Raw genomic sequence first — 17,613 nt, 5'->3', positions numbered from 1 at the left:
AGAAAAAGGATTCATGGGGATGGGTGCGCCTATGTTAACCCGTTTCAAAAGGGGCTGGGGGAAGAAATGGGGCGGTGGGTGCGCGCCGATGTGGGATCCGTTTTTCCCAAAAGTGACGTCCTGTTTTGCCGGGGCAACCATGAAAAAACGGCCGCTTGCGCGACCGTTTTTCACACATTTAACCTTTGGCGAGGCGGTTGCGTTTCTCTGCTTTCTCGCGCTCAATGATGTTGAGCACCGATTTACGCAGACGGATCGAATGCGGCGTTACCTCAATCATTTCGTCGTCGCGGATCAGGTCGATGGCCGATTCCAGCGACATCGGCGGGACCGGGCTGAGCTGAACCGAGTCGTCGCGACCCGAGGCGCGCATGTTGGTCAGTTTTTTGCCTTTGGTTACGTTGACGTTGAGGTCGTTGGCGCGGTTGTGAATACCGACGATCATGCCCTCGTATACCTTGGCGCCCGGCTCAATCAGCAACATGCCGCGCGGTTCCAAGTTACCCAGCGAATAGGCCAGTGCCTCGCCCTGACGGTCGGCGACCAAAGAACCGGTCGGACGCGAGGGGAAGTCGCCGCGATAGGGCTCGTAACCTTCCAGGTAGCCGTTCATCAGGCCCATGCCCTTGGTGTCGGTCAGGAACTCGTTGCGGTAACCAATCAAACCCCGCGCCGGAATCGAGAATTCGAGGCGCACCCGGCCCGTGCCGTGGTTGACCAGGTTCACCATGCGGCCCTTGCGTTGGCTGAGCTTTTCGGAGATGACGCCCACGTGTTCTTCCGAGCAGTCGATGAACAGGTGTTCGATGGGCTCGTGACGGGCGCCGTTCACCTCGCGGTAAATGACGCTGGGACGACCAACCGTCAGCTCAAAACCTTCGCGGCGCATGGTTTCGATCAAAATCGCCAACTGGAACTCACCGCGGCCTTTGACGATAAATTCTTCCGGCGTCGTGCCTTGCTCAATTTGGATGGCGATGTTGCGCAGCGTTTCCTTGTGCAGGCGCTCGCGGATTTTGTTGGACTGTACGTGGTCGCCGTCTTGGCCGGCAAAAGGCGACGAGTTGATGGTGAACATCATCGCAACCGTGGGTTCGTCGATGGAAATGCGCGGCAGGGCCTTGGGTTCATCTTTAAAACAAATGGTGTCGCCGATGTGGACGTCCTCGACACCCGCGATCACGGTAATCTCGCCGGGGGTCGCTTCCTGTACCTCGGCCAAGGCCAAGCCCTCGTAAACCTGGAGTTTGGTGCTGCGCAGGTTGAGGTGTTTGCCGTCTTCTTGAATCGCCACCAGCTCGCGCCCTTTTTTCAGGGTGCCGTTGCTAATGCGGCCGATGGCAAGCCCGCCCAGGTACTCGGAATAGCTGAGGTCGGAGACCAAAAGCTGGAAAGGGGCGTCGGCGTCGTAGGTAGGGCCGGGGACTTCCGAGACGATGGTGTCGAACAAGGGGCGCAGGTCGGTGCCTTTTTCCTCGGGGTCTTTTTGGGCAATGCCGTCGCGACCAATCGCGTACAGAACCGGGAATTCGATTTGATCCTCGGCCGCGTCCAAATCGAAGAAAAGTTCGTAGACCTCGTCAAGTACATCGCTGATGCGGGCGTCGGGCCGGTCGATTTTGTTGACCACCACGATGATTTTCAAATGGGCGTCCAGGGCTTTTTTCAAAACAAACCGCGTTTGCGGTAACGGACCCTCGGATGCGTCCACCAGCAGGATGACGCCGTCGACCATCATCAAGGCACGTTCTACCTCGCCGCCGAAATCGGCGTGACCGGGGGTATCCAAAATGTTGATTTTGGTGCCTTGGTATTGCACGGAACAGTTTTTGGCGGCAATGGTGATGCCGCGTTCTTTTTCCAGATCCATGCTGTCCATGATGCGTTCGTCCACATCTTGGTTTTCGCGGAACATCCCGCTTTGGCGGAACATGGAGTCGAGCATGGTGGTTTTGCCATGGTCAACGTGGGCGATAATGGCGATATTGCGCAGAGCATCATTGGTTTGACGCGAGGTCATGGTGTTCTCCCTGGTTTCCTGGACCTCATGGGCGCCGGCTTTCCGGTCGGATGCGATGGGTCAGGTGAAAGGTCGATTGCCGCCGGCGGCAACCAAACCGAGCTTTGTACCATGCCGCCACAAAATTGGGAAGGGGGGACTGCCTCAGGGTTCCGGGTAATGTGCGTCGTCCAACGGATCGGTCACGCCGTAAAACGCGGCGCAGGCCTGGCTGAAACGGCGCGCGCGACGCGGTAAACCGCGCCTCAGGTGGGTTTGCACTTGGCACCATACGTTGTGCTGGAAGGGACCCATGTCATGGGGTTCACCCGAGAGGTTGTCGGCGCTAAAGCGAAAGCGGAAGCCACAGGAAGTCGCCAGGATCCATTCCAAAGCCTGGGGTTTGACCTCGACCTTCTCGAAGGCCGCTTGCTGCGCTTGGGTGCGTCCGTCCGGCAAGTACCAGTAGCCGAAATCGTCTTTTTTGCGGCGTTCGCCACCCGCCACCAACCAGTGGGCGATTTCGTGGAGGGCACTGGCGAAGTAACCGTGGGCGAACAGAATGTGTGCCGGGCGCTGATCGGTTGCGGCCAGGTACATCGGTTCGCCGTCGCCCGCAACAAGTTCGGTGTTGTAGTCCTCGGCAAAGCACTCGGCAAACAGGCGAACCAGATCGGCGGGATCGCGCGGGGTGTCGTCCCAGCCGCGATCACCCTGCCAAACCGCTTCTTTTTCGGTGGCGGTGCTCACGGTTGCAGCCCCAGTTTTTCGCGGTTTGCCGCGTCGCTATTGCGGTTTTGGTTCCAGTAAGGTTCCCAGACCGTGTGGGTGCGGCGCGCCGTGGTGGTCATCGGTTTGCCGCCGTCGGGGAAACGATCCGCCCAGCCTTCAATGCGGAAGGGTGCGCTTTGGGTGAAGTAAATGTCGAGGGTGCGCTCCAGGTCGGGGAAGACCACGCGGTAACGGTACAGCGTCGCGTCGCCGAAGTCGTGATCGCCGGTTTCGGTCAGCGAGGCTTCCGCCGCCACCGCCGCGGCGGGCAAGTGCTTGAGGCGTTGGAACTGCAGGCTGGGCACCACGCGGATCTTGCCTGTCGGCAGGTGAGCCGGGGCCAGACGGATCCAATTCAACAGTTCGTCTTCCAACACCGCGCCTTTCTCGAAGCGGCCTTCCGTATCGCCGGGGTTCTGGAAGTAGGCGCGGATTTGGTAGGCGTATTGGTCCGCGGTGCGGTTGATTTGCATGAAGCTGTGACCGCACCAGTCCTGACCGGTGAAGGTGACTTTTTTGGTTTCCGGTTGACGGTAATCAACGCGGGTAAAGGTCGAGGTCATCAGCGAATAGCTGTAGAGGCCCGTATTGAACTGATGCTGGGCGTTGAGTTTGAGGACCGTGTCGGCCGGCGCATCGCCTCGTTCGCGTTTTACCTGTTCCTTCTGCAGCAAGGGTTCGGTTACAAAAATCAGCACCGTGTCGCCCTCGCGAAGTTCGCCGTAACGGCTTTGCTTGAGTTCGTAGCGGCTGAGTTCGGCTTTGCCTTGGTACCAAAATTGGTGGAATGTGGCATCGACCGTTTCCGGCGGTCCCGCGAGAAGGGGCGCAAGGCAGAGGATCAGAAAGGCGGGGAGCAGGTTTCGCATCGGGGACTCCTTGGCGGCGCGTCAGGACGGACGGTCAAAATACATTGCCAAAAACAACAGCGGCAGGTAGGCGTTGAGGGCGATAAAGACCCATTTGGCGTTGTGTTCCCTTGGGTTAAAGGCGTAACGCACGACCAGCACGTAGAGGCCGAAACCCAGGACCAGCGCCGTCATGGGATAAACCAATTCGGTCATGTTGAGAAAAAACGGCATCACGCTGATCGGCACCAAAATCAGGACATTGACCACCATCTGGCGCGCGCTGGTCAGGTAGGGCGCGATCAGCGGCAGTTGTTTCATACCGACTGCCGCGTAATCTTTTTGGTGGCGAATGCTGATGATGAGGGCGTGTGGGATTTGCCAAAGGATTAAGATGCTGAACAGTACCCAGGCGCCCATTTCCAGTTGGTTGCGTACCGCGACCCAACCCATGATCGGCAACATGCCGCCGGGGACGGCACCGACCCAACTGCTAAACGAGGAGGTGCGTTTCATGGGTGTGTACATGAAGTTGTAGGAAACGCCGCAGGCCATGGTGGCGATGGAACACAGCGGATTGACGAAAACCCAGAGGAAGGCGTAACCGAACAGCATGGTGGTCCAACTGAAAATCGCGGCCTCGGTGGGGCTCAGTCGACCGGAGGGGATGGGGCGCGTCGCGGTGCGCGCCATTTGGCTGTCCAGCTCGCGTTCCATGTATTGGTTCAGTGCCAGGGAGCCGCCGCCCGCGACAGCGATGCCGAAAGCAGTGAGGGCCAGGTGAATGGGATCAATCGCGCGGGTCGCCGCGATCAAATAAGACACCGCCGAGGTGAACACGATCATCAGGAGCGCGCGGGGTTTGGTCAGTTCGACATAAGCGCGGGCCTTGTCGCTGAAAGAAAGCGCGTCGGGTGGGGAATGGATTTGGGTCATCATGTAATCGGAAAAAGAACCTGTTGGGCGGTCGTTTGCCGCGTCGTCTCAAAAAACACGCCGGACCCGGCGCAACTTCGTTATTGTACCGGGCGTTCCCCGAAACGTCGAGAAAATGACCGCTCCCCGTTTTGGGCTCCCCGTTTTTGGCGTGTAAGCTGAACTAACGGTGTGGGTTGGGGGGATTTTTTGAGCACGGGGGCTCTGGACGCGCCTGGTACAGCCTTGTCCGCTGGTCTCGTCCTTGCCGGCGGCACCCGTCGCCACGGACGATTTTGGGGCTGTTGGGTGGGTTGCTCGCGCGGTTTGTCCCTGGCGGTGGGCGCCTTCGTGGTGTTGTTCGGACCGGCGATGCCAAGGTCGCAAACTCCTTCGCGCTTGTCGGTAACTCAGGTATGATTTGCCCTTTGAGGCCGCGCCCCTAACCGAAAACGCGTTTTGGGGCGCCGCGATTGACAGCAAACCAAGGTGACCCTTTGAGCGAAGCGCATCACGACCAGACCGAAAACCACCAGGCGGGGACCGACGAAAAACCGGTTTACCGCGCGCCCGGCCCCGACCAAAAGGTAACCGCGGTGCATTGGCTGCAGTACCTGCTCCTGCGGTGGATTGCCTTTTGGGTGTGGATCCTGCCCGGACCCCTCGCGCGGCTTGTCGGGTTGGCCATCGGCCGCTTTGCCCACGCCATTGACGGCAAACACCGCAAAATTGCGTTGCTGAACCTGGACCAAGCCTTCTTCGACAGCAAAACCGAGTCCGAAAAACGGTGGATCGTGCAAACCTGTTACGACCATTTCGGGCAGGCGATTGTCGAGACCTTGCGCCTTTCAATGATTCACGAAAGCAACTTTACCCGCTACGCCGAGCTCGACAACGTCGGCGGTTTTTACAAGGCGCGCGACGAAGGCAAAGGGTTGATTCTGTGTACCGCCCACTACGGGAACTGGGAACTGATGAACCTGGTGCTCGGCCTGTTGAACATTCAGATGTCGGTGGTTGCGCGTCCCATCGACAACCCCTTGGTTCACACCTACCTGGAAAACATTCGTACCCGTAACGGCAACCGTGTCATTTACAAACACAAAGCCGTACGCAAGTTGTTGAGCGCGCTCAAGGAAAACCGCGTGGTGGGTTTGGTGAACGATCAAAACGTCCACGACCGCAACAAGCTGATGGTCGAGTTTTTCGGGCGCGAGGCCGCCACCACGCCGACCCCGGCCGCGCTCGCCTACAAAACCGGTGCCCCGATTATCACCGGTTACGCGGTTCCCATCGGCCGCGGCCGTTACCGCCTGAGTTTCGGTGACCTGATCTACGCCGACCAGACCGCGGACAAGGAAGCCGAGGTGCTGCGTCTCTCACGCGAGATCAACCGTCGCCTGGAAAACCAAATCATGTTTAACCCGCCCTACTGGTTCTGGGTCCACAAACGCTTTAAGCACGGCGTGGACGGGGAGACCGACTTCTACAAAAGGGAGCGCAACGTCTAACGAGGATGTTTTGGGGAATTGGTTTTTAGATGTGGTTTTTATTTGTGGGCAGGGGTTGGAATTCGTTATTTCTCAGGATATTAGGATGGAATGAGGAAGGGCGACGGTCAGGGCCTGCTTGGTGTGGCGGGGTTGCGCCTTGGATGAATGCTGGATGGGCGATTGGGGATGAGAAAGGTGGATGGGCGCCCGACCGCCGGGGAAGTAGGATGGTTTGCTCTATTCGCTTTGCCGCCGTGCGCCATGTCTTGTGTCAGGGGCGCGCGAGATTTCGTGCCCTTTGTCTTGAAAACGTTTCAAGCGACTGCTTTCTGGAACCAAGTGGACCTCTCAGCCAAATGAAATCAGCAAAACCAAGCAGGCCAAACCCAGAATCCAACTGGGAACCAGGTGGACCCAGCCATCCCTAGCGGAAATGGCCAAACTGGGCAGGCGAGTGCAAACCCGCCGATCCGCGGCGACCGCGATCCAAACCACCAATCTATTCCCGCTACCAGCACCTCCATCCTTCATTCCTGTAACGGGAAGCGCGCCACGATGCGGAACTTTGTTTTCTGCCGATCCGCCGACCACGTGTAGAGCGCCAGTTCCTTTACCTGAATTTCCTTGTCCGGGACCACCAGCGCCCGGCTCCAATCCGCGCCATCCTGCTGCGCCTGTTGTTTGAACTTGCGGATTGGGCGGGCGAAGGTGACATGGGGCAGCGCCGCGCGGTTCTCCGGGGGCAGGCCCGCGGTGGCCAGCAAGGCATCGCGGTGGGTTTCCATCTGTGCCGCCACCGTCGCGCCTCCCCGACCTAAACCCAGACACATCGCGCTGAAACGGGTGGCTTGGGGCAGGAGCACCACGTGGTCGAACTGGAAACCCATCGCGGGTATGCTTAATTGGGACAGGTGCTTTTGGACTGCCTCGACCGCGGCTTCGGTCAGGTGACCGAAAAAGGCGAGGGTGAGGTGTAGGTCACTTGGTGCGAAGGGACGGCAGGTATCCGGGCAGGTGGCCGTGAGTGGCGCATACCAGGTGCCCGCGTCGATGGGAAAAGCGGCGAACCAGTTGGCTTTCATCAAAAACCCCCCATGGTGAAGCGGTTGTACGGATAATTCGGCGGAAAACCGGCAAAAGCACCTGAGGCTTCGGTAATTTCCGTCACCTGTTTGCTTGCCTCGCTTTCGGCCCTATGCCAGAATAATCGATCAGGAAGCATCTTTTGCAGTTTTACAAGGTCTTCCCTGGCTTGGACGGTCGACGAAGGGTTCGGGTGTTTTGCCTAAAGGACGTTTTCGAGTTGGAAACGCCGTGTCGCTTGCTTGCACTTCCTTAGGGTGGAATGTTCGTCGTAAGTCAGGTCAACGCCGTTCCCTGGGTTGTTAACCTTGGTGGAACCCGGCGTTTCGTGGGTCACAAAGTGAGGGGTTCAGCCGTCTTTGCCGATGCGTTGTTCAAGCTTGCTTGGTTAGACCGACTCAGGAGCGTGACGATACCCGATGATCAAGACCCTCGGTAAATACGACATCATAGAAGTGCTGGGTCGCGGCTCGATGGGTGTCGTTTACAAAGCCATCGACCCCCGTATCGGCAAAGTGGCCGCGGTGAAAACCATGAACCAGCGCATCCTTAAGGATCCAGCGCTCCAGGAGCGGTTTTATCGCGAGGGCGCCATTCTCGGCCAATTGCAACATCGCAACATTATCAATGTCTACAACGTGGGCGTTGACGGTGACATTTGTTATATCGCGATGGAGTATTTAGAGGGGATCAGCCTGGAACAGCTCCTTAAAAAAGAAAAACGCATCAGTCCCACCCGTGCCGTCGATTTGGTTCGTCAGGTATGCGAAGGCGTTTCCGCCGCCCACCGTCAGTCGATCATCCACCGCGACCTGAAGCCGGCGAACATCTATATCTGCGACGACGACCACGTCAAGGTACTCGATTTCGGCGTCGCCTCTTTTCAAGACAGCCGCTTAACCAACAGCGGCGTGATGCTGGGCACCATTAATTACATGGCGCCCGAACAAATTACCGGGGTCAAGGTCGATTACCGGTCCGATATTTTCAGTGTCGGCGTCATCCTTTACGAATTGTTGTCCGGGGTGAACCCTTTTCTCGGTCGCAACATCAGCCAAACCATGGTGCGCCTTGTCAATGAGAACCCCTTGCCGATCCCCGGCTTGCCCGGACCACTCCAGAACGTGTTGAACCAGGCGCTGGTTAAGGAGCGCGAGAAACGCTACCGCGGCAGCAAGTTGATGGGTGCCGATCTTGAGCAGGTTCTGCGCAAGGTGAACCTGCCCGATGAACCCTACCAATTACCCAGGGAAAACGACGGTCACGCCGAGATGGTACGCAAGATGTTGGAAATGCGCATTGAAACCATTCGCAGGCACATTAAGGCGGAAGATTTCGATCTGGCCGAGGAACATATCCGCCAGTTAAAACGCGTCGAGGGTGAAAGCGAGGCGGTTGTCGGGTTGCGCGCCGAACTGGCGCAAGCCCTGGAAGTCCAAAAGCAAAAGAAACAGTTTGCCATCCAGTTAACCCTCGAAACCCTCAACAAGGCGGGCGAACACATGGCGCGTCGCCACTATGTGTTGGCCGTGGAATTGTGTGACAAGGTGCTTAAATTGAACCCGCGCCACCAAGACGCGCTGGCGATCCGTGCCAATGCGCTAAAAAAGATGGGGCAATTTTTGGAGAAAGCAAAAAATAAAGAGGAAGTCTGTTTTTAGGAAGAGGCGGCGAATAAACCCGGCCAACGCCTCTTGATGACTTTATGCCCGAATGAGATGGGTGATGACCCCGCTTTTTTCCGGGGATGTGTCAGATTTCGACTTATGGATAATCATTGCTTTTTGACGTGTAAGTGGCTGATTTATTTTGATTTTTAAAGGTTGCATTTTTTGCCCGAGCTGTTCTCAGCAGCCGCGTTCCCGATGCTGCTGGGGGATATGCCCACCCTGGATGGGGCAACTGGCCCAAAACGCCCGCGCGCTAGGTCGGCTGGAAAACATCTTCTTTTTCTCAAGAAATTCGGTAAGTTCCCCTTTTTTAAAGGGTTTTCCGTTTTTTGACGTCAGTCGGTTTTTGACGTCAGTTTTTTGGCACGGCCTTCGCAGATAGTGTGACACCGATCACGAAAAATCGTGGCACCTTTTACGTGTTTTTGACACGCGATCACCCTTCCGCTTCGCTCCTCCTTCTTTTTTTCCGGCATTGCCCGCATTGCCGGTTTGCGAGAGAGCTTTTCTACCGACGCGCCTTTGCCCTAACGAAAGGAGATCCCGATGCTTATCAAAGTTAACATTCTGTGTGACGACCGTTGGATTGCCGGAAAGATGGATGTTCCCAAAATCAAGAAACGTTTCTGTAAAAAGCATTTTGGTTTGGTGGCGGCCTTGAACTTTCCTCATCTGTCCGAGGACTGGCCGCGTGTTTCCGGCTACGACGTCCTCGTCAATCAAGCTTCTGTTCGTTATTTCGACGGCGGTGACGCGGAATCCCACGATACCTTGGAAGTCCCGCTCAGCGACATCCAGTGCGCTTTTGAAGATGCGACCAAAGAGACGTCGTTTTTCGAAACGCATTTCTTTGAAATGGTTGATCCCGAAAAACGGTTGCTCTTTTTCTGCCGCTCCGGTTTGCAAATCGAGGGCGAGTTTCTCGACGACGTCAACGAAATCTCCTTGACCAAAGGGCGCGGTTTCTTGTCGGTGGCCAACGCCATGCTGGCCAGCAAACAAAACCGTTTTAAACCCCAGTTAATGCCCTTTTTGACCATCAACCAATCGCTGTTCGTTCAAATCGCCAAATCCCGCGCCAACGCCGAACAAAAAGTCGCTGAGCCGGAGCAACTGGCGCGTTGCGGCTAACCGTCAAGCAGGTTTCTCCGAGGCGGTTCGCTCTACAAGGCAGGCGTCCCGGTGGTGAACCGGTTGATCTGTTTTCGATTTCCCATTTCCGGCGCGGCACGATCCGCGGCGGAAATAGGGGCGCGGTCACTGTTCCCGGCAGCCGCGCTCCCAGCTTGGAAGGCTCACCCTTACATGGCGGTCGTCGTTAAAGCTGTTTGACACGGTAGCGCATTTTGTCGCGGGAGAGTCCGAGCAGCTGGGCGGCTTTGGTTTGATTGCCGTCGGTGCGCTCCAGCGCTTGACGCAGGAAATCTTTTTCCACTGCTTCCAGGTCGATGCCGTCGGCCGGCAGGGTAAATCCGCTCAGGCAGCTATGGCCCGGGATATGGGAGACGACGTCACGGGGGAGATCCACGAGGGTCAGTTCATCGCCTTTGCACAGAATCATCGCCCGTTCGATTACATTGCGCAGTTCGCGTACGTTGCCTGGCCAGTCGTACTTGATGAGGGCGTCCATCGCCGCCTCGCACATGGTGTCGATGGGGTGGCGTCGGTTTTTGTTGAAGTAGGTTTGGTAGTAACGCACCAACTCGGGAATGTCTTCGCGACGGTCGCGAAGAGCGGGAACCTCCAGTTGGATCACATTTAATCGGTAATACAAATCACCGCGGAAGGCCTTTTCCCGAATGCGCTCCTGGAGATGCTGGTTGGTGGCCGCGATGAACCGCGCGTCAATGGCCAAATCTTGGAGGCTGCCGACCCGGCGGAAGCTGCGTGATTCCAAAACGCCGAGCAATTTGGCTTGGAGTTGCATGGGGAGGTCGCCGATTTCGTCCAAGAAAATGGTGCCGCCGTTGCCCATTTCAAACAGGCCGCGTTTGCGTTCTTTGGCGTCGGTAAAGGCGCCTTTCTCGTGGCCGAAGAGTTCGCTTTCCAATAATTGTTCCGGCAGCGCCGTGCAGGTAATGGTCATGAAAGGCCAGTTGGCGCGTCGGCTGTTGTAGTGGATCGCCTGGGCGATCAGGTTTTTACCCGTCCCGCTTTCGCCCGTGATCAAGATGCTGGAGGCTTCGCTTTCGGCAACGGTGCGACACATCTCCAGCAATTCGCTCATGCGCCCGCCGCGGCCGATGATTTTGGAAAAGTTAAAGGTTTCGCGGTTCTGCTGGCGAATCTGATTCACTTCGCTGCGCAGCGATTTCATCTCCATTGCTTTACGCAGCACGATCTGAACTTCGTCCAAGTTAAAGGGTTTGGTTAGATAGTCATAGGCACCGACGCGCATGGCCTTCACGGCCAGGGGGACGCTGGAAAAAGCCGTCATGAAAATTACCGGCAGGTCGGGATAGGCGTGTGCAATTTGCTCCAGGAGTTCCACGCCCTTGCGGTCCGGTAGGTTGTGGTCGAGCAGGACGCCGTTAAATTCACCGGTGATGATTTTTTCCCAGCCCTGCTTGGCGTTGCCCGCGTGATGGGCCTCATAGCCCTCGGATTCCAATTTGAGTCGAAGAATCAGCACAATATCGGCATCATCTTCAATGATTAAAATCCGGTGTTTGCTCATAACCTCACCTTGTGGGTGATCCGTGTTGGACTAAAGCAGGGTTTCGTATTGAGGAAGGGATGGGTCCCTACAGCATATAACAGACTGGGTTACGAATTTCGAGAATTTGACATGCACGCGTCAAATTAAAGGTCTTTTTCCAGTTTTTTGATTCGGCCGTACAGTGATTTTTCTTGGTCGGCTAGATTTTTGTACTGTTCGATCAGTAAATTTCTTCGGTTTGTTTTGGTCGCGGCTTTTTCGAGGGCGTTGAGCAGCTTAAAATTGTTCAGGTTACTTGGCAAACAGCGCAAAAACAGGGGATAGGCCTGATCGAACACCTGGCTTGTGTAACACAACCAGGCGACTTTTAGGGTGAGCCGCGTGTCCCAACCTGTTTGGTTGGTTTCAATAACGGCGCGGGCGCGGTCGCCGTGTCCCGTTTTGAAAAGCGCGGTCAGGTAATCGGGGAGGAGATGGTCGGGCAGGGGTTCGCCGAGTTCGATCAAGTCGTTGCACTCTTCGATGAGGTCCTGGGGAGCCAGTGTTTTGGCGCGCAACCGCACGATCTGATTTTTGGCATAGGCGTCTTCCGGGTTTTTGGCCAAAACCTTTTCGTAGGCCGCGAGCGCCTTATCCCATTGCCCGCGTCGCTCATAGAGCCAGGCCAAATCGGACCAACCGCGGTTTTCTTCGTGGGCGAGCGGTTCGAGAATCGCCAGGGCCTCGTCGAGTTTGCCCGCCTGGGTTAAGGTTTTTCCGAGCCAGTGTTGCGTGTGTTTGCTGGGAAAAATATGGTGGCTTTCGGTAAAGTGCTGTTCTGCTTTGCCGTAGCGCTTGCGTTGGTATTCCAGGCGTCCCGTCAAGAATTGGATCCGGCTGGAGGCGGGAAACAATTGCACCAATTGCGTGGCCAGGATGCCCGCGTCGCGGAGGTTGCCGCTTTTGATCGCCAGCTCCAGTTCAAGCCCGCGGGTTTCCAGCGCCAGCGAATCCTCGTCCTTGAGTTTGACGATCAACTCTTGGGCTTCCGTTAATTGGCCTGACGCCAAAGCCTTGCGGGTGAGTTGTGCTAAGGTACGGTAAAGCGGGGATGTCATGGGCCATGTCTCTCCGGGGCTGTTGCCATTGAAGGTGAAGCAACGTGTTAATCGGCGACTTGGTTGGTGTGCAAAAGCAGCCGACGGTGGTGCGACTGGACCATTTGCGCGAGCAGGATCGGCGCTGGATCACCGAAAGTTACCATATTACGGAAGAAGTGCAGCGTTACCAACAGAGCGTGCAGCATTTATTGCGCGAACGACGCGGCGCCGGTATTTTTTTGATCGGGCATTACGGCTCGGGCAAGTCTCACTTTTTGGCTTGGCTGACGCGGCGGCTTGAGGCGGGTGCGTGGTGCGATTACCCGGTGCGACCGGTGCCGATCTCACTGCTGCACTATGCGGCCGAGGACACCTTGGAGCAGATTGTCAAGCAAGTCGTGATTGAGGCGCTTGGGCTCGATGTGGCGACATTGCCGGATACCAACCGCCAGGCCTTGTGGCAACAGATCGCGGTCCAGCTCGCGGGCGCCGGGTTGTTCCTGTTGGTGGACGAGTTGTCGGAGTTTCTGCGCTCCAAGGCCGACGCGCGCGCCTTTAATGAGGACCTGCGTTTCCTGCAGTTTTTGGGTGAATGGATGAGCGATTACCCGGTGTGGTTGATCGCGAGTCTGCAAGAACACATTGAGCGCACCGGTGAAATTGAATACGCGCTCTACCGCAAAATTCGCGACCGCTACCAACTGCGCTTTTTGCTTAGCCCGGCCCACGTCAAAGATTTAATCAGCCGGCGTATTTTGGTAAAGGAGACCGGTTACGAGGCGGAGGTGACGCGGCTGGTTCAAACGCTGCAACGCGCTTTTCCCAACAGCTCCGTCGACTTTTCCACCTTGCGCGAGATCTACCCGATCCATCCCGTGACCTTGGCCTTGTTGGAAGAGGTGCGCGACCGGTTTTCCCAGGCACGCGGCATGGTCAGTTTTGTGATGGGTCAGTTGGGCGGGGTTGCCGAGCGCGGCATCGCGCCCTTTTTGGAACAGGCCTGGGGCCGTTTGGTCAGTCCCGACACCATCGTGGATTACTTCGCCGATTTATTTGAAGTCCAGCCTGAGTTTTTGGCTTTGGCGCAACGGGTGTTGCCCTATTACCGCAAGCACCTGCCGCGTTTGTTTGAAACCGAGGCGCGCCAAAAGTTAGCCGACCGCGTGTTGAAACTGCTGGTGCTGGTCCATTTGTCACCCGCGCGCGAGGTCTTGCAGGCGCAAGAGGCGGCCTGGTGGTTGTTGCACAAGGTGTCCAGCATTGACCCGGAGCGCAATCTTCAGGTGATCGGGCGGCTGCTCGATACCCTGGCCGACCGCGGCGCCTATGTGGTTCGCGCCGACGGCGGTTACCTGCTCGATCTTGGTGAGGACGCCGCCGATACGGTCCAGCGCGATATTGAACGGGGTTTGCGGGATCTCGCGGAGCCGGACACCGTGATTTTTGAAAGTTTGCTGCCTGTTTTGGCGGATGCCGAGCTGAACCCCTTGCGTTTCGAGCGGGGCAGTTGGCAACGCCGGCAGGTGGTGTGGCAATTTCACGAACGCGTCGGTTATGTCTTTTTGGGTGGTGGACCCGCGCCCGATCCTCCCGCGGTCGGCTTACAGATCGGTTTGCCCTGGGGACCGTCGCCCGCGGGTCGGCGCTGTTTCCGCTTTGAGCCGCGTCCGATGGAAATGAGTAGCGGCCTGCGCGAGTTGTGTGTGTTGCTGCGGTTACACGATCAGGCCGTTTCCCAAAGCCAGGCCGCAAAAATTAAGGATCGCATTGCGCAATTGGCACCACTTTTCGTGAACGGGGTGCGTCAAGCTTATTTGGAAGGGGATTTGTACGATACCCACGGCGACAAATTAACCGCGTTGCGTGAGGGGCACACCCGCAAAACCGGCGATTGGTTGCGCGCACTTTTACTGGCCGTGTTCCGCTTCCATTTTCCCCAGTTCGAAACCTATGCGCCGGGGTACGGACCGCTGAGTCACGAGGCTTACCGGCAACTCATGAATTTCGTGCGGGAAAACGACATCGAGCAGGCCGATGCGCCCGAGTATGTGCGGCTGATTCGCGAGGCGTACTGGTTGCCGATGAAGCTGATGGTGCGCAAGGGGCGCGGTTACGCCATGCACCCCAAATTGGATCAGCACGAGCTGGTTCAGTTGATTCGCCCGATGTTGGCCCACGAGCCTAGCCCCAACCAAATTTACGAGACCCTTGCCGCGCCGATTTACGGGTTGGTCCCGGATCAAATTCACCTCCTGCTGTTGCTGCTGCTGATCCAAGGTGAAATTGATATCAAACGCGCCAAAACCTCCTTGCGTGAGTCCTACGAGAGTTTGCCGACGCCCCGTCACTACGACCGCATTGTCGAAGGGAAGGCCTTGTCTCAACAGCAACTGGTGTCCTTCGCCAAGTTGTGTGACGGGGTCGGGGTCGCCTTTCCCAAGCAAGCCAATGTGACCGGTCAGAAACGGGCCGCCGCGGCCTTTAAAAAATACGCCCTCAAGCAAATTGATTTTTTCGGCGCCTTTCTGCAGCGTTTGGATGCCTTCGACGATGTGGTTGATTTGCAGGAACGGGTCAAAAACCATTTGGGCCAATGGCAGGCGATGCGCAAAGGGGATCATGAATTGGCCGCGGTGCAACAGTTCTTGTTCCAGTTAGAACAAAGTGTACCCCTCTTTTTAGACAGCCATCATGAACTGCGACAGTTGCCGGAGAAACTGGAACGTTTGATGTCGGAGCTGCGCCGATTTATCCACCTGTTCAAACATCCCGGCTTGGCTGAGTTGGCGGGCGCCGGCCTGCGCAACGGCATCGACGCCCTGGGCGAGCCACCTTCCTTTGCCGAGGCCGATGCGCTGGAAGAGTGGCTGTCCGCCGCGAGCCAACTCTATGAGGGCCACGTGCGCGATTACCAGACCAAACACGAGATGTATTGGCGCGCCAATGCCGGGTTAACCGCCGACCAGCCCTTGCCCGCGGTGGCCCACGGTGGTCAGCTCGGTTTGCGCGACGAGATCGAGGGCCTTGCGCGTCTGAAAAACGAGCTGGAAAGCAAACGCTGTCGGCGCATCGCGGCGCTGGCCTTCCAGCCGCTCTGCGATTGTGGCTTTGATGGAAAAACCGCGCCTTTCTCCGAACTCATCCAGCAATACGAACGGCGGCACGGTGCTTTGTTGGAGCAGGTGACGCGGTTCTTTGCACAGGACAGGGTGCGCCGCGGTGTGGCCGAATACCAGGATAAGGCGCTGGAGGCGCCCTTGGCGACCAGTGCCTACCTGGAAGAACGCGCGCCCTTCCCGGATATTCAGGAAGTGGCCCTGTTTGACCAGCATCTCGCGGGCGTGGCCCTGGTCGAAACCGTACCCCTCGCCGAGCTCCAATCCCTTTTGGTCGGCCGAACCTGGCAAACCCCGGCGTTGATGCAGACGATGCAGCAATACCTTGCGCCCTTTGAGCCGCGTTACCAGTTTCAGGCCGAACCCGTGCGGCAGTCGACCGGGGACAATGAAGCCCTGTTGCTGTGGTGTCTGGAAGCAGCCCTGCGGCAGGGTCGTGCCATGCCGCCGGTTTTCAGCCTGGAAGCACGTGCCGCCGTCGCCGATAAGGTGCGGCCGGGTTGGGTTTTGCAGAAATCGTTGGCGGCCCTGGAACATTTGGATTTAGGGGACGCGATTATCGACCGCGTTTGCGCGATGGCCTTGGATGGTTTGGTGCGGGTGCCCGAGCCGGCCAAAAAAACGGCCGACGCCGACAGCGCCTTGCTGGCCGCGCTGCAGTGGTTATTGTTTCCGCCGGCTTCGTTGCCCGCCGCCGAGGTGGGCGAACGGGCCGCGCTGTTGTACCGCGTCCACCGCCGTTTCAAACGGGTGACGCCCGCGGCTTGGTCGGCGGCTTTGGATCGGCTGGCCCATATCGAACTCGACGGCACGCCGCCCGCCTTGCGTGCGGTGCTAACCGAACAGCAGGACGCGCGCTGGTTGGTTTTTGACTGCCTGGGCACACCGCTCCTGCCGGTGCTCCTGCCGATTTTGACGCGCCATTTCAGCCGCGGCAAAAAGCCGCGATTGGCCTTTGCCCTCACCGGAACAACCACCACGACCAGCGCTTTTTATGACGAACTGGTTACCCATGCACCGGGACAGCGCCACCAAAAAATCGACGTCATCGACCAGCGTGTTCATCTTGCCGACGATGACTTTGCGGCATTGGAGAAGCGGGTGGCGGCCGAGGTGGAAGTCGCCCTCACCGGTTTGGCGCCCTGGGAAGGTGACCGGCCCCTGCTGATCTTCGCGGATCACGGCTTTCGCTGCCGGGAAGACGGCGGCGGATTCGGCCATGGTGGCGCAACCACCTTGGAACGGCTGATTCCGCTCATGACCTTCGAACCGGACGCCTAATGGGTGATGGTCGCGGTTAGCGACAGGCGTGGCAGCATGGCCGCGACCCGTGCCATGTTCTCGCGGGGTTCGCTTTTGGGGACGTCGTCGGCCAAGGCCTTCAGCGCGAAGCGCGACCAACGTTGCCATTGCGCGTCTTGGAAATACGCCATGTGGGCCGTGCCGGTGGCGGGAATGTTGCGGATGCGGGCATCGGACGGCCCGTGGTAACCACGCAAACCGAGCCAGCCGAAATCGTGACCGGGAATCATGCCGCCCAAGCGCAGTGGCATGTCGGCGTTGGAGTGAATCACAATGAGCCGCTTAAACCCGTTTTTGGGGAAACGTTTGGTGGAGCTCCAAGCCGGCGCGAAAAAAATCACCGTGTCGAATTGAGCACCTTGTTCCATGGCGAGGCAGGCAACCCGTGCGCCGTTGCTGTGTGCAATTAAATGCGGGCGCCGGTCTTGGAGAGAAGCCGCGAGTTCGGCGGCCCGTTCGCGGTCGGCCCTGGGATTCAAAACCGTTTCTCGAAAAAAGGTAAAGGGCAGATCAAACGGGTGAATGTGGTAGCCGGCTTCTTGGAGCGGTTTCTCAAACCGAAGCACGTTTAACTTACCGGTTGTGCGGATCCCGTGCAGCAAAACCACGGAACGGTTCGGTTGAACTTGAGAAGCCATTAGGACGGTTACCTCGCAAAAAAATGGGCAGAGCCTGGGC

12 protein-coding genes are annotated in these 17,613 nt (G+C 57.6%); 4 read left to right on the top strand and 8 right to left on the bottom strand.

The features are described 5' to 3' along the window. Positions 1–178 precede the first annotated feature (178 nt). The 4 genes from typA to cyoE all read right to left on the bottom strand — a co-directional run bounded on the left by typA (position 179) and on the right by cyoE (position 4,554). Positions 179–2,020, bottom strand: a complete 1,842-nt coding sequence (gene typA, locus J3U88_RS16415; protein WP_207860010.1) for a translational GTPase TypA — start codon at positions 2,018–2,020, stop codon at positions 179–181. Positions 2,021–2,164: 144 nt separating this feature from the next. Next, positions 2,165–2,671 (bottom strand): elongation factor P hydroxylase, encoded by a 507-nt coding sequence (locus J3U88_RS16410; protein WP_423842060.1) that lies wholly within the window; start codon positions 2,669–2,671, stop codon positions 2,165–2,167. A gap of 74 nt (positions 2,672–2,745) precedes the next feature. Beyond that, positions 2,746–3,639 carry a hypothetical protein gene (locus tag J3U88_RS16405; RefSeq protein ID WP_207860008.1) on the bottom strand — a complete coding sequence of 298 codons (894 nt, stop codon included), beginning with the start codon at positions 3,637–3,639 and terminating at the stop codon, positions 2,746–2,748. A 21-nt stretch (positions 3,640–3,660) separates the two neighbouring features. After that, a complete protein-coding gene (cyoE, locus tag J3U88_RS16400; protein ID WP_207860007.1) occupies positions 3,661–4,554 on the bottom strand; it encodes a heme o synthase in 894 nt (297 codons plus the stop codon). 476 nt (positions 4,555–5,030) lie between these two features. On the opposite strand from cyoE, the gene J3U88_RS16395 reads away from it, so the two are divergent. Then, positions 5,031–6,044 (top strand): lysophospholipid acyltransferase family protein, encoded by a 1,014-nt coding sequence (locus tag J3U88_RS16395; RefSeq protein WP_207860006.1) that lies wholly within the window; start codon positions 5,031–5,033, stop codon positions 6,042–6,044. Between the two features lie 509 nt (positions 6,045–6,553). Here the strand turns inward: J3U88_RS16395 and J3U88_RS16390 are convergent. Next, complete coding sequence (locus tag J3U88_RS16390) at positions 6,554–7,108, bottom strand: 2'-5' RNA ligase family protein (protein WP_207860005.1); 555 nt, start codon at positions 7,106–7,108, stop codon at positions 6,554–6,556. Between the two features lie 420 nt (positions 7,109–7,528). On the opposite strand from J3U88_RS16390, the gene J3U88_RS16385 reads away from it, so the two are divergent. Both J3U88_RS16385 and J3U88_RS16380 read left to right on the top strand, forming a co-directional pair. After that, entirely contained in the window at positions 7,529–8,770 is a 1,242-nt protein-coding gene (locus tag J3U88_RS16385; RefSeq protein WP_207860004.1) for a serine/threonine protein kinase, read from the top strand. Between the two features lie 555 nt (positions 8,771–9,325). Beyond that, positions 9,326–9,910 (top strand): hypothetical protein, encoded by a 585-nt coding sequence (locus J3U88_RS16380; RefSeq protein WP_207860003.1) that lies wholly within the window; start codon positions 9,326–9,328, stop codon positions 9,908–9,910. Between the two features lie 187 nt (positions 9,911–10,097). Here the strand turns inward: J3U88_RS16380 and J3U88_RS16375 are convergent, their stop codons facing one another. Both J3U88_RS16375 and J3U88_RS16370 read right to left on the bottom strand, forming a co-directional pair. Continuing rightward, complete coding sequence (locus J3U88_RS16375; RefSeq protein ID WP_207860002.1) at positions 10,098–11,456, bottom strand: sigma-54-dependent transcriptional regulator; 1,359 nt, start codon at positions 11,454–11,456, stop codon at positions 10,098–10,100. Between the two features lie 125 nt (positions 11,457–11,581). Next, positions 11,582–12,535 (bottom strand): tetratricopeptide repeat protein, encoded by a 954-nt coding sequence (locus tag J3U88_RS16370; protein WP_207860001.1) that lies wholly within the window; start codon positions 12,533–12,535, stop codon positions 11,582–11,584. 44 nt (positions 12,536–12,579) lie between these two features. Between J3U88_RS16370 and J3U88_RS16365 the strand changes: the two genes are divergently transcribed. Beyond that, on the top strand, positions 12,580–16,914 hold the full coding sequence (locus J3U88_RS16365; RefSeq protein WP_207860000.1) for a DUF6079 family protein: 4,335 nt from the start codon (positions 12,580–12,582) through the stop codon (positions 16,912–16,914). On the opposite strand, the gene J3U88_RS16360 is transcribed toward J3U88_RS16365, so the two are convergent. Beyond that, positions 16,911–17,573: an alpha/beta fold hydrolase gene (locus J3U88_RS16360; RefSeq protein WP_207859999.1), complete on the bottom strand. Its 663-nt coding sequence runs from the start codon at positions 17,571–17,573 to the stop codon at positions 16,911–16,913. The genes J3U88_RS16365 and J3U88_RS16360 overlap by 4 nt on opposite strands. Positions 17,574–17,613: the final 40 nt, after the last annotated feature.

Source organism: Acanthopleuribacter pedis (genome assembly GCF_017377855.1).
Classification (GTDB): Bacteria; Acidobacteriota; Holophagae; order Acanthopleuribacterales; family Acanthopleuribacteraceae; genus Acanthopleuribacter; species Acanthopleuribacter pedis.
Note: the sequence above shows the minus strand (reverse complement) of the source record. Positions and strands in the feature narration are given on the sequence as shown.

Bases quoted from the DNA above. Each gene is read 5' to 3' on its own strand.
- J3U88_RS16405 (WP_207860008.1), bottom strand. From the start codon at position 3,639: ATGCGAAACCTGCTCCCCGCCTTTCTGATCCTCTGCCTTGCGCCCCTT.
- J3U88_RS16380 (WP_207860003.1), top strand. From the start codon at position 9,326: ATGCTTATCAAAGTTAACATTCTGTGTGACGACCGTTGGATTGCCGGA.
- J3U88_RS16360 (WP_207859999.1), bottom strand. From the start codon at position 17,573: ATGGCTTCTCAAGTTCAACCGAACCGTTCCGTGGTTTTGCTGCACGGG.
- cyoE (WP_207860007.1), bottom strand. From the start codon at position 4,554: ATGACCCAAATCCATTCCCCACCCGACGCGCTTTCTTTCAGCGACAAG.
- J3U88_RS16385 (WP_207860004.1), top strand. From the start codon at position 7,529: ATGATCAAGACCCTCGGTAAATACGACATCATAGAAGTGCTGGGTCGC.
- J3U88_RS16390 (WP_207860005.1), bottom strand. From the start codon at position 7,108: ATGAAAGCCAACTGGTTCGCCGCTTTTCCCATCGACGCGGGCACCTGG.
- typA (WP_207860010.1), bottom strand. From the start codon at position 2,020: ATGACCTCGCGTCAAACCAATGATGCTCTGCGCAATATCGCCATTATC.
- J3U88_RS16370 (WP_207860001.1), bottom strand. From the start codon at position 12,535: ATGACATCCCCGCTTTACCGTACCTTAGCACAACTCACCCGCAAGGCT.
- J3U88_RS16375 (WP_207860002.1), bottom strand. From the start codon at position 11,456: ATGAGCAAACACCGGATTTTAATCATTGAAGATGATGCCGATATTGTG.